Below are 12,839 nucleotides of genomic sequence, written 5' to 3' on the forward strand. Positions count from 1 at the left end.
ATGTTGCAATCTAATTTGACCGTGCTTGCCGATAAATTAGGCCAACTCCTTGAGCCTTCTCGAGTTCATACCGATTACATACGCCGCGTAGCTTGGGGTACAGACGCTTCTTTTTACCAAAAGCGCCCACAAATGGTTGTCCACACTAAAGATGAAGCTGAGGCGTCAAAAGTATTGGCGCAATGTTATCAGAGTGCTACTCCGGTAACCTTTAGGGCTGCAGGTACAGCGCTTTGTGGTCAGGCTATTTCTGATTCAGTTTTGATGGTTGCAGGCCTTCACTGGAATCGCTTTAAGGTGTTAGAAGCGGGCAAGAAGGTACAAATGCAGCCCGGAGTCATAGGTTCTAGACTGAATAGTGCGCTGGCGCCTCTGGGATGGAAATTTGGGCCAGATCCGGCCACCATAGCCTCTGCAATGGCGGGTGGGATTGTGTCTAACAATGCTTCTGGAATGAACTGTGGTACGCATCATAACTCTTATCAATTAATCGACTCTGCACGAATCATCTTTGCCGATGGCTCGATTTTAGACACCGCAAATGCGCAAAGTCGTGAAGCATTTAAGCAACAGCATCCTGATATGATCAAAGGTATTGAAGCTATTCGTGACGAAATCATGGCTAATCAGGAACTCGTTAATCGTATTAAGCGTAAGTATTCGATTAAAAACGTAACGGGTTTTGGTATGAACTCTTTCGTTGATCATCACGATCCTATCGACATTATTTTACACTTGATGGTTGGCTCTGAAGGTGCCCTAGGGTTCTTATCTGAAATCACCATGAACAGTGTGGTTAAAAACAATTTTTCTGCATCGGCAATGGTGTATTTCGATTCACTTCGTGGAGCTTGTGAGGCCATTGTTGAGCTGCGACGAGATGCCTTCAAAGAAACCAATGCTGCCGAGTTATTAGATAACTTTGCCCTCAAGGCTGTTGCTCAATCTAAGTATCAAACGCCAGACTTTCTAAAACATGTTCACAAAGATGTGACGGCAGTATTATTCGAGACCTTTGGCGATAGCCAGGAGCAGATTGATGCTAACGTTGCTAAAATGTCAGTGATTATGGCTAAGCACGGTTTGTATCGTGATGTCGAGTTCACCCAAGATCCAGCAGTTGTCACTAATATGTGGGCCATTCGTAAAGCAATTTTCCCGCTGGCCGGTTCAATGCGCCCAGTCGGTACGTCTTGTATTATCGAAGATATCGCCTTTCCTATTGAGGTGTTGCCACAAGCCACCATAGATTTACAAAACTTATCTTTTGCCCATGGTTATGATGATGCGGTGATCTATGGTCATGCCCTTGAAGGTAACTATCACGTTATCTTTGCTCAAGACTTCTCTACTAAAGCTGAAGTGGAACGTTTCGAAGGCTTTATGCAAGGAATGGCTGATCTAGTTGTGGGATATGACGGATCGCTTAAAGCTGAACACGGTACAGGCTTTGGCATGGCTGCATTCGTTGAAAAGGAATGGGGTAGTGCGGTTTATGACTTGATGAAGCGAGTTAAGAAAACCCTGGATCCAAACGGTATTTTAAACCCAGGAGTCATCATTAACGATGACCCACTTTGTCACGCAAAAGGCTTTAAGCCTATGCCAAAAGTGCATGATATTGTAGATAAATGCATTGAGTGTGGATTTTGTGAACCGCATTGTGTGGCCCATGGCTTAACCTTGTCTCCACGTCAACGTACTGCTGTTGCGCGTGTCATGAAAACCTTAGAAGCCACAGGTGATGAGCCTGACGTCTTGGCTGACCTAAAGAAGAACTATCCTTACTTTGCCATCGACACCTGCGCTGCAGATGGCTTGTGTAAACTCGGTTGTCCAATGGCAATTGATACCGGTAAATATATGAAAGTATTGCGGGCCGAAGGGGCCAGTAATATGGATAAGAAAATTTCTGATTTTACTGCCGATCGTTTTGGTAGCATGGAATCTGTGGCTCGATTTGCGCTAGGTGCCACTGACATTAGCCGTAAAGTGATTGGCGAATCAGGTATGGGGGCAATCACTAAAATCGTTCGTAAGATTATGCCTAGCATGCCGATCCCATTATGGACTGAAGGTATGCCGACACGGGGCAAAGCTTTACCAACGGCTAAAACCTCTGGTGACATGAAAGCTGTTTATTTTCCTGCATGTTTGAACCGTATGATGGGCACCAGTGCTAAACATGATGATCAGCGCTCTTTGCCTAAAACGATTGTGAGCCTATTCGAAAAGGCTAATATCGAGATGATCCTAGGTGAGAAGACCAAAGGCTTATGTTGTGGTCAGCCTTGGGAGTCTTATGGTCACGACGAAGCGGCTGATCGTAAGTCTGATGAGCTCTCTGTGTGGTTATTAAAGGCGTCTAACAATGGTGAATACCCAATTTTAGTGGCCACCACTGCCTGTCTTGAGCGGATGCGCCGAGCTTGTGATAGCCGTTTACAGATGTATGGCCCTGAAGAGTTTGCTTTTGAATTTTTGGTTGATCGTCTACACATAAACAAAGTTGTCGATAAAGTGGCTGTTCATCCAACCTGTACCACTCGTAAGCTTGGTATGGCTGGTAAGTTAACTGAGCTTGCCAAACTTTGTGCTACCGAGGTTGTGGTGCCTGAGAAGGTTGGGTGTTGTGGTATGGCGGGTAACCGCGGTATGAATTACCCTGAGCTTAATGAGCATGGTCTTCGTCATTTAAAAGAGGAGACTAAAGATCAAGGTTGTACTCATGGTTACTCAGTATCAGCAACCTGTGATGTTGGGTTAACGACCCACTCAGGTATTCCGTATAAAAATATTTTAACGCTACTCGATAAAGCATCTAGCAAAAAACAGCACTAATACGCTTATATTGATATTCATTAGCCCACGAAATAGCGTGGGCTTTTTTTAGCTTTACGGATGTCATACCCATGTTATTCACTACCTGAAGCGTTTATCGAGTGGCAAGCTTGGCAATCTATATAAAAAAACCCAGCATATGCTGGGTTTTTATGGTCTTGCTATAGAGCGTAAACCTTACGTTTACTCGTCTAAGAACGACTTTAAGATTTCTGAGCGAGAAGGGTGACGTAATTTACGTAACGCTTTAGCTTCAATTTGACGAATACGTTCACGTGTTACATCAAACTGCTTGCCCACTTCTTCTAACGTGTGGTCGGTATTCATGTCGATACCAAAACGCATACGCAGTACTTTTGCTTCACGGGCTGTTAGGCCAGCTAGGACTTCGTGTGTCGCGTTCTTTAGACTTTCGCTTGTAGCAGAGTCTAATGGTAGCTCAAGGGTAGTGTCCTCGATAAAATCACCTAAATGCGAATCTTCATCGTCACCGATTGGGGTCTCCATTGAGATTGGCTCTTTAGCGATTTTCAGTACCTTACGAATTTTATCTTCTGGCATCATCATACGCTCTGCCAATTCTTCAGGAGACGGCTCACGGCCCATTTCTTGAAGCATTTGACGCGAAATACGATTCAACTTGTTGATGGTTTCGATCATGTGTACTGGAATACGGATCGTACGCGCTTGGTCAGCGATTGAACGAGTGATTGCCTGACGGATCCACCACGTTGCATAAGTCGAAAACTTGTAACCACGACGGTATTCAAACTTGTCTACCGCTTTCATCAAACCAATGTTACCTTCTTGAATCAAATCCAAGAACTGTAAACCACGGTTGGTGTATTTTTTAGCAATAGAGATAACCAAACGTAAGTTAGCTTCAACCATTTCTTTTTTCGCACGGCGAGCTTTCGCTTCACCGATAGACATACGACGGTTAATGTCTTTGATGCCTGCGATGGTTAAATCTGTTTCAACTTCGATAGCACCTAACTTGGTCACACAACGTGTGACGTCATCAGTGATCATACGCAAACCTTCAGCGTAAGGCTTGGTGCTGGCTTTTTCTTTGTTAAACCAATCTAAGTTTGTTTCGTTGCCAGTGAATGCTTTAATAAAGTTTTTCTTTGGCATTTTCGCTTGTTCAACACACAGTTTAATGACCAAGCGTTCTTGAATTCGAACGCGGTCCATCATGTTGCGCATGCTTTTAACTAAACGGTCAAACTGTTTTGGCACTAAACGGAATTCTTTGAATAATTCACCAATAACAAATAATGAGCCAATCGCTTCAGGGTGGTCACGGCCTTTTGTGGCAATGATCGCTAAGCTTTTTTCGTAGGCTTCTCTAAGTTGAGTGAATTTTTCTTTAGCTTCTTCAGGATCAGGCCCTTTGTTGCCTTCTTCCTCTTCTTCATCGTCGTCATCGTCATCGTCATCATCATCGTCATCTTTTTTAGAGTCCGCTAATTCAGAACCAATGTTGGTGGCGGTAGGGGCGACGTCATCGTCGTCAGGATTGATAAATCCAGAGATAATATCAGACAAGCGCAATTCTTCAGCTTCATACTTATCGAATTGTTCTAAGATCATTGCAATCGCTTGAGGGTACTCACTGACAGAACTCTGTACAGTGTTGATACCTTCTTCGATACGTTTAGCAATAACAATTTCGCCTTCGCGGGTAAGTAGCTCTACCGTGCCCATCTCACGCATATACATGCGCACAGGGTCTGTGGTTCGGCCTAACTCACTTTCTACGGTTGCGAGAGCTGCCGCTGCTTCTTCTGCAGCATCTTCGTCTGTGTTGTCTTCCGACATCATCATGTCATCGGCATCTGGCGCTTCTTCAAAAACGCGGATACCCATGTCATTTATCATCTGGATAATATCTTCAATCTGATCGGAATCGACCATGTCTGCAGGTAAGTGGTCGTTCACTTCTGCATAGGTTAAATAACCTTGCTCTTTACCTTTAGCGAGCAACAGTTTGAGTTGCGACTGCGGAGTGTGATCCATAGATATCATCCAATTTTGGGGAACTGATAAAACGATAGGCCAGTTAGCTATGCTAAGTGGCACGCAAATCGTCAATTATAGCTGTGTGGGCTAACCTTAGCTAGTCCATGGCAATGTTTGTTCGCATATTCTTAACGAATAAGCTGCGAACTACTTCGCTATGCCTTTCATTATAGAAATCAGCTTAGTTAGCTGTATTTTTTCAACTTTCGTTAAAGCCTGTTTCAGGCTTAACTCCTGATATCGTTGTTCAATATATTGGTTGTTTAACCAAATCAGGGTTTGTTTAAACTCTGGCAGTACGTTTTCATCCGCCACTTGATGATCCCATTGGGCTAGCTTAATTAGAGTGCTTTTTTGGTCATGCTCTCTATGCATTTCAAGTAGTTGTGCGCTGTTTAACGTTTGCTCTCGAGTTATATCTAACAAATGATTGAGCAATTCTATGCCAGTCATTTGTAATCGATTTAGTGCTGGCTGTTTTGCCAAACCAAAGCCTAAGCTGGGGGTTTGGACTAGGAGGGCAATGGCCAATCTTAATGGCGTGCCGCGACCTTGTAAGCCTTTAGCATTTAATGGTTTTACTTTTTTTACCGTAAAACCTAATTTTTTCTTTAAATCATCGGCACTGTTCATGCCTAACTTATGGGCTAAATTTTCTAACAATAAATTCTGTAGGACGGTATCTTGTACCTTTTCAATTAGCGCAATGGCTTGCTTGGCTAATGCCCCTTTGTCTGTCCCGTGGTTAGCACTCAATGTGTCAAATAAAAACTCGGGCAGTAACATGGCTTGTTGCATTAAGGCTTCAAAGGCCTCTTTGCCAATTTTGCGAACCATAGTGTCTGGGTCTTCACCTTGCGGCAGAAACATAAACTTGACTTGGTCACCTGGTTTTAACAGTGGTAGTGCTGTTTCTAGTGCGCGCCAGGCGGCTTCTCGGCCGGCGCGATCACCGTCATAACAACAAATCACTTGCTTTGCACTACGCACTAAAAGCTGAAATTGTTCAGCAGTAGTCGAGGTACCTAAGGATGCGACGGCATAATCAACCCCAAACTGGGCGAGGGCGACAACATCCATATATCCTTCAACAATTAATACATGCTGAGGGTCACGGTGCTTTTGTTTTAGCTCATATAAACCATAAAGTTCATTACCCTTATGAAATATGGGCGTTTCTGGAGAATTCAAGTACTTTGGGGTACCGTCACCCAAAACTCTTCCACCAAATCCAACCACACGACCACGACGATCGCGTATTGGGAACATTAATCTGTCGCGAAAACGGTCATAGCGTTTACCGCTATCATTGGCAATTAACATGCCTGCTGTCAGTAATTTATCTTGGGCGGGCACATTTTGCCGGTAACGCCCCAGTAAACCATCCCAACCGTCGGGAGCAAACCCAATGCCGAACTGCTCAACAACTTCAGTCGATAATCCGCGAAACTCAAGATAGTCGATAACTTTCTGTTTGTCTGTGTGCTGCCTCAACTGGCTTTGATAGAAGAGGTTGGCTTCTTCCATCAGTTCGTATAAATCTCGACTTAATCCTTGATCAGGTCTTTTTCCTGTGCCTTGCTCTCTTGGTACTGCAAGACCAAGCTGACCGGCAATTTCTTCAATGGCATCAACAAATTCTAGGCGATCATATTCCATGACAAAATCAATAGCATTGCCATGGGCACCGCAGCCAAAACAGTGGTAAAACTGTTTGTCTCTACTGACGGTAAAAGAGGGTGATTTTTCGCTATGAAAAGGACAACAAGCCGAATGGTTCTTACCGGCTTTTTTCAACGGCACTTTACGATCGATTAGATCGACTATGTCTACTCGAGCTATTAGCTCATTGATAAAATCACGAGGTATCGCCATTGATTGCTGTTGTTCTCGAATTTACTTTATCAACTGATTTAAACAAACAAGCCGTGCAAGTGCACGGCTTATTCAACATTAAAAATTGATTACTTCAATTTAGCGCGGATCATTGTACCAATGGCACTCATATCTGCACGGCCTTGAACTTTAGATTTTAATGCTCCCATTACTTTACCCATATCCGCCATGGTTCCAGCACCAACCTCAATAATTGTTGCATCGATAATCGCTGCAACTTCATCTTCGGTTAGCGGCGTAGGCAAGAAGTTTTCGATTACTCGAATTTCTTCTGCTTCTGCCTCTGCCAACTCCGGACGATTCGCTGCTTCATATTGAGCAATCGAATCGCGGCGTTGTTTAACCATCTTGGTTAATACAGCTATTGTCTGTTCATCAGTCAGTGTTTCGCGGGTATCCACTTCAATCTGTTTGATGGCAGAAAGAGCCATACGAATTGTTCCTAGGCGCACTTTTTCTTTAGCGCGCATAGCATCTTTCATTTGGTCTTTTAGCTGTTCGGTTAAGTTCATAATGAGATTAATATAAACGTACGCGACGTGCGTTTTCGCGAGAAAGCTTCTTAGCTAGACGCTTAACTGCAGCTGCTTTTGCACGCTTACGGGCAGTAGTTGGCTTCTCGTAAAATTCACGAGCACGCACGTCAGCTAGAATACCTGCTTTTTCACAAGAGCGCTTGAAACGACGAAGAGCTACGTCGAATGGTTCGTTTTCACGTACTTTAATAATTGGCATACGCCATCACCCCTTAGGTGTAGTTATGCTGGATGACTAAATCGACTAAACTTTTTTAGTGATTTAACTCAAACCAAAGGCTATTTAAAATGGTGCGGAATTTTACACCGAGCGGTGACCATTTGTAAACCCCCTGACTTGATTTTCTCTTTAGGGAGCGGCTCATCGTGCTATTTTGTGATAGTGAATCAAAATGCGGTCATCTTGGATAACTGCGCCGCATCTGCCTTAGTCTCAGAGCAGTATGGTCTGCGTTAAATAAAGCGCATCATGATTAGCGAAATTATCGTCACCTAATGGTTAAATTGAGCATTAGGTTTGTATAAAACAAGCTTATAACTGGGATTTGTTAACCGAAACTCTTATTCATCGCTTGTGTTATTTAATCCTGAAATATTGGAGTATTGACGCAGAGACGGGTAGAATTGGCGGCCTTATTTTAATGAAGACGAGAGATTATGCGCGTTATTGGTATTGAGACATCCTGCGATGAAACTGGGATAGCAGTCTATGATGATAAACTAGGCTTAATGTCACATGTGCTGTATAGCCAAGTTAAATTGCACGCCGACTATGGTGGTGTTGTGCCTGAGCTTGCCTCTCGTGATCATGTTCGTAAAATAGTGCCTTTAATCAAACAGGCCTTAGCGCAAGCTAATTCGAGCTTAAATGATATCGACGGCGTAGCGTACACTAAAGGTCCTGGCCTCATTGGTGCCTTACTTGTAGGAGCCTGTGTAGGGCGATCGTTAGCTTATGCTTGGAACAAACCTGCTGTTGGTGTACATCACATGGAAGGGCATTTACTGGCGCCTATGTTAGAAGATGATGCGCCAGAATTTCCTTTCATAGCTTTGCTAGTCTCTGGTGGTCATTCAATGTTGGTACAAGTTGAAGGCATTGGTCGTTATCAAGTGTTAGGCGAGTCTGTAGATGATGCGGCCGGTGAAGCTTTTGATAAAACAGCCAAGTTAATGGGATTAGATTATCCTGGCGGCCCTCGCTTAGCCAAGTTAGCTCAAAAAGGCTTATCAGTAGGCTATAAGTTTCCGCGCCCAATGACCGATAGACCTGGGTTAGATTTTAGTTTTTCAGGCTTAAAAACATTTACCGCAAACACGATTGCTAAAGAGCCTAACGATCCGCAGACTCGTGCCAATATTGCCCGAGCTTTTGAAGAAGCCGTTGTTGATACTTTAGCGATTAAATGTAAACGAGCTTTAAAGCAGACAGGTTATAAGCGATTAGTGATCGCTGGCGGTGTGAGTGCTAACACTCGTTTACGTGAATCATTAGCCGAAATGATGACTAATCTAGGTGGGCAGGTATATTATCCTCGCGGAGAGTTTTGTACTGATAATGGTGCCATGATTGCTTATGCTGGATTACAGCGCTTACGTGCAGGACACACTGAAGGACTCGCGGTTAAAGGCCAACCAAGGTGGCCTTTGGATACCTTACCTGCAGTCGATTAATCGATGAGTTTATGCGATTGATAGCTTAGTCTAGCAAGTGATTCTACGATTGCTATTAATGAAAACCTGATACTATTTAGTGTCGGGTTTTTTAATGGATTTTTTTCGTGAGACTTTGCTTTCTTCACCGTGACGCAAACGGCCAATATTGTCTTTGTGACGAATTAAAATTAGCGTTGATAGCATAGCGACAGGAAGGATGAAGCGTTCATCTAACCACCAAGTGTAAAAAGGCGCTAAGGTGGCCGTTGCCATAGCGGCCACAGATGAATAGCGCGTTAACAGCACAAATACAATCCAAGTCAGGATTAGGCAAAGGGCTAAATCTCCACCAATGGGAGCCATTGCACCAAAAGCGGTCGCGACACCTTTACCGCCTTTAAAACCAAAAAAGATTGGCAATATATGCCCTAAGCAGGCGCTGACAGCAATGAAGCCTAATGATGCCGCATCAAGTCCCATTTTATAGCCAAGGTAAGAGGGCGCGGCGCCTTTGAGCATATCAAAAAATAATACTAATACTGCCGAACTGACTCCACCGATGCGAAGCACATTAGTGGCCCCTGGATTGCCGGAACCGCTGGTTCTTGGATCGGGTAAACCTCTTATTTTACAAACCAGTATGGCACTTGAGATCGAACCCGCTAGGTAGGCGGCAATGATCATCAACACGGTGACAGTAACGGCGTTCAAATTGGTTTCCTTACTCTTCTTAGGGTATCATCGCGCATTGATTTGTTGGGCAAGTGATTTTCAGTATCCTCTGAAGCCACCTTTGCGTTAACATTAACCATTTCGTTGATATTAATTGCACAATAGCGCCTATCCTACTGCTTTAACTGATTAGGAAAAAGCTTAAATGTGGATTATTAAGCATATAATCGATAATTAAGTTTGATTAGGATGTTCTTGAAAGTTTTTATGTCGATTAAGGTAGGAATTATATGGATAAAGTACTCATCCGTCAGCTAGCGATAGAGACCATAATTGGTATCTATGAGTGGGAAAAAAAGATCCATCAAACATTACTTATCGATTTAGATATGGCATGGGATAATCGTCTTGCCGCTGCTAGTGATAGTTACGAAAATGCTTTGTGTTATGAAACCGTATCGAATCGTTTAATCGCACTGATCACTGAAAATCCGATTGAGTTGATTGAAACTGTCGCTGAAATGATTGCCCATTGTTTACAACAAGAGTTCAATGTGCCTTGGGTTAAAGTGGTCGTGATGAAGCCCGGGGCAATACCTCATGCGGTTTCTGTTGGTGTTGAGATTGAACGCGGTAACATTTAAGTGTTATTTTATTTTTTCGTTTAGCATTAGGTCAGTCAATGGCACGTATTTACATTAGCTTAGGCACCAATATTTCTCCTGAGCAACATCTTAAAGCCGGTTTGGTTGATTTACAGCAATATTTTGGCCCATTACAATTATCACGCGTATATGAGAGTGAATCGGTTGGCTTCAAAGGCACTAATTTTTTAAACATGGTTGCCGCTGCTGATACCGAATTATCGATTGCACAGGTTGTGGCAACGTTTAAGAAAATTGAGCAAGACAACGGCCGTATCAGAGGCGAGAAAAAATTTAGCCCTAGAAGCCTTGATATTGATTTGCTGCTCTATGACGACGTGATTTGTAACATTCCGGTAGAACTTCCCCGCGGCGAAATTTTGTTTAATGCCTTTGTTTTATGGCCTTTAGCTGAAATTGCCCCTGAGTTACTCCATCCGGTGACGCTACAGACCTATGATGCGCTTTGGCAAGACTATGACAAGCAACGCCAGCAGTTATGGCCTATTACCTTCGAGTTCCCAGCCGAATTATTACCCGTTAAATATTAATTATTCATCAATAAGTTAATTTCTTACAAAGGAAAGATATGGACACGTTACAAGTTATTTTGCTGGCATTAATCCAAGGGCTGACTGAGTTTTTGCCGATTTCTAGCTCGGCACATTTAATTTTACCGTCGCAAATTTTAGGTTGGGCTGATCAAGGATTATCATTTGATGTTGCGGTAAATACTGGCTCTTTATTTGCGGTAGTGATTTATTTCCGTCATGAGATAGTGGCACTGGCTAAAGCTTGGTTTATCAGTTTAGTCGCTAAGCAACAAACGCAAGAAAGTAAACTCGCTTGGTGGATTATTTTAGCCACGATACCTGCGGTTATTGTTGGCTTTACCGCCAAAGATTTTATAGAAACCCATTTTCGAAATACCTTAGTCATTGCTATCACAACAATCGTGTTTGGTCTGTTGCTGTGGTTGGCCGATAGAATGTCGAAAGCGCAGTTAAACGAATTTCAAATGGGCTGGAAAAAAGCGTTGCTTATTGGTTTAGCTCAAGCGATGGCATTAATCCCTGGAACCTCACGTTCAGGCGCTACCATGACAGCCGCACTGATGTTAGGGCTGACCCGTGAAGCTGCGGCACGATTTTCATTTCTGATGTCTGTGCCGGTAAGTTTTGGTGCAGCGTTATTGGTGACCAAAGACTTAGTGACCAGCCCAGCACCTATCGATTACCAAGCGCTTGGTTTAGGTATTGTTGTATCCTTTGTTGCGGCCTATTTATGTATTCATTTCTTTTTAAAGTTTATTAGCAAAATAGGCATGACACCGTTTGTATTATACCGACTGGTTCTTGGTGCGGTATTGCTTGGATTACTCTATCTTTAGGATAAGCCTTTAAGCGACCTTTGTTTGCAAAACGGGTTGGTATCAACCCGTTTTGTTTTATGCTCTTTTAATTAACTATCAGTGTAATTATGACGTTATCTTTATTATGTCCAGTGTGTTCTGCTCCACTCAAGCAACATCAAGCTTCATCGGGATTTTATTGCGACAATAAACATCATTTTGATAAGCATCCTAATGGCTATTGGCCACTACTGAGCAACACTAAGGCTAAGTCTAAGCCACAAGTGGAGTCTCGCCAGCAAATGCGCGGACGACATTTTCTATTAGAGTCAGGTTTGTTTGCACCGCTAATTAAGCAACTCCAAACCGTGTTGTTGGATTTGTGTACCTCACGTGGCGAAACCCAATTACAGCATATCGATTACCAGTGTGCTGATGGCTTCTATTTACGTCAGCTTGTTCCAGCTTTAGCTGAAGCAAATGTGTCATGTGAGCATTGGGGAATTACCGATGCTGAAAATGCTATTTTCGCAGCCGCTAAAGCTGAAACTCCAGCTAATTTATTATTGTTAGCATTAAAAAAATTACCCTTTGAAGCGCAATCAATCGACATTGTCACAGTACTTGATTCACCTCTAAAAGGTAAAGAGTGCATTCGAATTTTAAAAGATGATGGACGTATTGTGCTTTTACAGCCGGGTGTTCGCCATTTATGGCAGATAAAACAACAAGTTTATCCCGACTTAGTTGAGAAGCCGCTTCAACTCAATTTACCCAACGATGTTGAAATTGAATCGCAGCAACAAGTCGTATTCGTTCAATCTGTTACTGGTGAGCAGGCATTAACATTACTTGATATGTCGGTCTTTGGATGGCGTGCAAATGATCAGCTAAAGCATCAAGTGAAATCGACGGCGATTGCCGATTTAGAGTTTAATTGGCAAATTTTAGTCCTAAAAAACGTCTATAAATGGTCGAAAAGGTAACGAGCCAGAAGGCTGATAACAAGCGATAATGGCAACAATGTGCTGAGAGCGTTAAAGGGCTAGGGCGCTTAGTGATTAGGCGCTATAAGTGCTAATACGAGGGTTTCGAAGAGATTGCTTTTAAAGGCTAAATGATTGAAGGCGATATAGATTTAATCGTAAAAAATTTGCTGTCGAGAAGACGTAGGTGTTTAGATTTTTCGCTTGATACCGCTTGATACCGCTTGATACC

At 43.0% G+C, this 12,839-nt stretch carries 11 protein-coding genes; 6 read left to right on the plus strand and 5 right to left on the minus strand.

Features of this window, described 5'->3' with window-relative positions:
* Window positions 1-2,841, plus strand: coding sequence for an FAD-binding and (Fe-S)-binding domain-containing protein (locus tag H5123_RS19170; RefSeq protein ID WP_182698994.1), 2,841 nt, complete (start codon window positions 1-3; stop codon window positions 2,839-2,841).
* A 183-nt stretch (window positions 2,842-3,024) separates the two neighbouring features.
* On the opposite strand, the gene rpoD is transcribed toward H5123_RS19170, so the two are convergent.
* The 4 genes from rpoD to rpsU all read right to left on the minus strand — a co-directional run bounded on the left by rpoD (window position 3,025) and on the right by rpsU (window position 7,497).
* On the minus strand, window positions 3,025-4,863 hold the full coding sequence (gene rpoD / locus H5123_RS19175; protein ID WP_124017050.1) for an RNA polymerase sigma factor RpoD: 1,839 nt from the start codon (window positions 4,861-4,863) through the stop codon (window positions 3,025-3,027).
* A gap of 150 nt (window positions 4,864-5,013) precedes the next feature.
* Window positions 5,014-6,741, minus strand: coding sequence for a DNA primase (dnaG, locus tag H5123_RS19180; RefSeq protein WP_182698995.1), 1,728 nt, complete (start codon window positions 6,739-6,741; stop codon window positions 5,014-5,016).
* Window positions 6,742-6,830: 89 nt separating this feature from the next.
* Complete coding sequence (locus tag H5123_RS19185) at window positions 6,831-7,274, minus strand: GatB/YqeY domain-containing protein (RefSeq protein WP_124017052.1); 444 nt, start codon at window positions 7,272-7,274, stop codon at window positions 6,831-6,833.
* Window positions 7,275-7,281: 7 nt separating this feature from the next.
* Window positions 7,282-7,497 (minus strand): 30S ribosomal protein S21, encoded by a 216-nt coding sequence (gene rpsU / locus H5123_RS19190; protein WP_006080725.1) that lies wholly within the window; start codon window positions 7,495-7,497, stop codon window positions 7,282-7,284.
* Window positions 7,498-7,955: 458 nt separating this feature from the next.
* On the opposite strand from rpsU, the gene tsaD reads away from it, so the two are divergent.
* On the plus strand, window positions 7,956-8,972 hold the full coding sequence (gene tsaD / locus H5123_RS19195) for a tRNA (adenosine(37)-N6)-threonylcarbamoyltransferase complex transferase subunit TsaD (RefSeq protein ID WP_182698996.1): 1,017 nt from the start codon (window positions 7,956-7,958) through the stop codon (window positions 8,970-8,972).
* 72 nt (window positions 8,973-9,044) lie between these two features.
* On the opposite strand, the gene plsY is transcribed toward tsaD, so the two are convergent.
* Window positions 9,045-9,638 carry a glycerol-3-phosphate 1-O-acyltransferase PlsY gene (gene plsY, locus H5123_RS19200; RefSeq protein ID WP_404717023.1) on the minus strand — a complete coding sequence of 198 codons (594 nt, stop codon included), beginning with the start codon at window positions 9,636-9,638 and terminating at the stop codon, window positions 9,045-9,047.
* A gap of 278 nt (window positions 9,639-9,916) precedes the next feature.
* On the opposite strand from plsY, the gene folB reads away from it, so the two are divergent.
* The 4 genes from folB to H5123_RS19220 all read left to right on the plus strand — a co-directional run bounded on the left by folB (window position 9,917) and on the right by H5123_RS19220 (window position 12,607).
* Complete coding sequence (folB, locus tag H5123_RS19205) at window positions 9,917-10,270, plus strand: dihydroneopterin aldolase (protein ID WP_124017055.1); 354 nt, start codon at window positions 9,917-9,919, stop codon at window positions 10,268-10,270.
* A gap of 38 nt (window positions 10,271-10,308) precedes the next feature.
* On the plus strand, window positions 10,309-10,821 hold the full coding sequence (folK, locus tag H5123_RS19210) for a 2-amino-4-hydroxy-6-hydroxymethyldihydropteridine diphosphokinase (protein ID WP_182698997.1): 513 nt from the start codon (window positions 10,309-10,311) through the stop codon (window positions 10,819-10,821).
* A 38-nt stretch (window positions 10,822-10,859) separates the two neighbouring features.
* Complete coding sequence (locus H5123_RS19215; RefSeq protein ID WP_124017057.1) at window positions 10,860-11,660, plus strand: undecaprenyl-diphosphate phosphatase; 801 nt, start codon at window positions 10,860-10,862, stop codon at window positions 11,658-11,660.
* An 89-nt stretch (window positions 11,661-11,749) separates the two neighbouring features.
* The gene (locus H5123_RS19220) at window positions 11,750-12,607 is read left to right on the plus strand and encodes a putative RNA methyltransferase (protein ID WP_182698998.1); all 858 of its coding nucleotides are present in this window, start codon (window positions 11,750-11,752) and stop codon (window positions 12,605-12,607) included.
* The last annotated feature ends 232 nt before the right edge of the window (window positions 12,608-12,839 follow it).

This window comes from Shewanella sp. SR43-4, from assembly GCF_014163845.1.
GTDB lineage: Bacteria > Pseudomonadota > Gammaproteobacteria > Enterobacterales > Shewanellaceae > Shewanella > Shewanella vesiculosa.

Bases quoted from the DNA above. Each gene is read 5' to 3' on its own strand.
- H5123_RS19170 (WP_182698994.1), top strand. From the start codon at position 1: ATGTTGCAATCTAATTTGACCGTGCTTGCCGATAAATTAGGCCAACTC.
- rpoD (WP_124017050.1), bottom strand. From the start codon at position 4,863: ATGGATCACACTCCGCAGTCGCAACTCAAACTGTTGCTCGCTAAAGGT.
- dnaG (WP_182698995.1), bottom strand. From the start codon at position 6,741: ATGGCGATACCTCGTGATTTTATCAATGAGCTAATAGCTCGAGTAGAC.
- H5123_RS19185 (WP_124017052.1), bottom strand. From the start codon at position 7,274: ATGAACTTAACCGAACAGCTAAAAGACCAAATGAAAGATGCTATGCGC.
- rpsU (WP_006080725.1), bottom strand. From the start codon at position 7,497: ATGCCAATTATTAAAGTACGTGAAAACGAACCATTCGACGTAGCTCTT.
- tsaD (WP_182698996.1), top strand. From the start codon at position 7,956: ATGCGCGTTATTGGTATTGAGACATCCTGCGATGAAACTGGGATAGCA.
- plsY (WP_404717023.1), bottom strand. From the start codon at position 9,638: ATGATCATTGCCGCCTACCTAGCGGGTTCGATCTCAAGTGCCATACTG.
- folB (WP_124017055.1), top strand. From the start codon at position 9,917: ATGGATAAAGTACTCATCCGTCAGCTAGCGATAGAGACCATAATTGGT.
- folK (WP_182698997.1), top strand. From the start codon at position 10,309: ATGGCACGTATTTACATTAGCTTAGGCACCAATATTTCTCCTGAGCAA.
- H5123_RS19215 (WP_124017057.1), top strand. From the start codon at position 10,860: ATGGACACGTTACAAGTTATTTTGCTGGCATTAATCCAAGGGCTGACT.
- H5123_RS19220 (WP_182698998.1), top strand. From the start codon at position 11,750: ATGACGTTATCTTTATTATGTCCAGTGTGTTCTGCTCCACTCAAGCAA.